This window comes from Ligilactobacillus equi DSM 15833 = JCM 10991, from assembly GCF_001435735.1.
In the GTDB taxonomy this organism is placed as follows: domain Bacteria; phylum Bacillota; class Bacilli; order Lactobacillales; family Lactobacillaceae; genus Ligilactobacillus; species Ligilactobacillus equi.
In genome coordinates this window covers 1-626 of record NZ_AZFH01000099.1, presented here as the reverse complement: position 1 = coordinate 626, position 626 = coordinate 1, and the positions used below count along the sequence as shown (strand labels likewise).

Annotated in this window: 1 protein-coding gene; it reads right to left on the bottom strand. The window is 37.4% G+C overall.

Annotated elements, in window-relative coordinates; translation table 11 throughout:
- The coding region (locus FC36_RS06900; RefSeq protein ID WP_156409540.1) for an IS66 family transposase at window positions 1–626 on the bottom strand (626 nt) is incomplete at both ends.

The window sequence follows — 626 nt, the reverse complement described above, 5'->3', positions numbered from 1 at the left end:
ATATTTAGCCCCCAGGATATCCGCTATATTAGAAGAACCACGAGTATCGGAGTGCTTGTAAAAAACTATTTGGTGATTGGAGAACTCAACTGTAGATCTGACCGCCCAAATATAAGTTTTGTGGCTTTTTGTATTCTTAGCCAACACTTCATACGGAGTTTCATCCATATGAATAACTTCCTCTAGAAGTAACTCCTCTAGAAGTCTATCATAAAGTGGCTGCAGATAACGTTGGGAAAGCTTTATCACACCTTCAGACATCTGTTTTGAAGTGATTGGAAGTCCGTAGGACTTGAACAAAATTTCTTGCCTATTTAAAGGTATTGCCAGTTCGTACTTATTCCTAATAATTTCAGCTAAAGAGCTTGCAGAGAAGTAGCTATGATTGAATAAAGGCGCAGTCTCAGGGATAGCTTGAGCTAATACTTCATTACCATTATCGTGTTCTTCGATATTGCTACATTTATAAGTTCGAACATAGTGGTTAACACATTCAAACTCTGCAGGTTTTTGTCTTAATTCACGATATTGACACTTCTTGCCGATAGCTATCATCTTTTCACCGCAACATTTACACATCTTTCCTGGTTCATCATGAATAACATCTCGTTGTTCAAATTGATCTA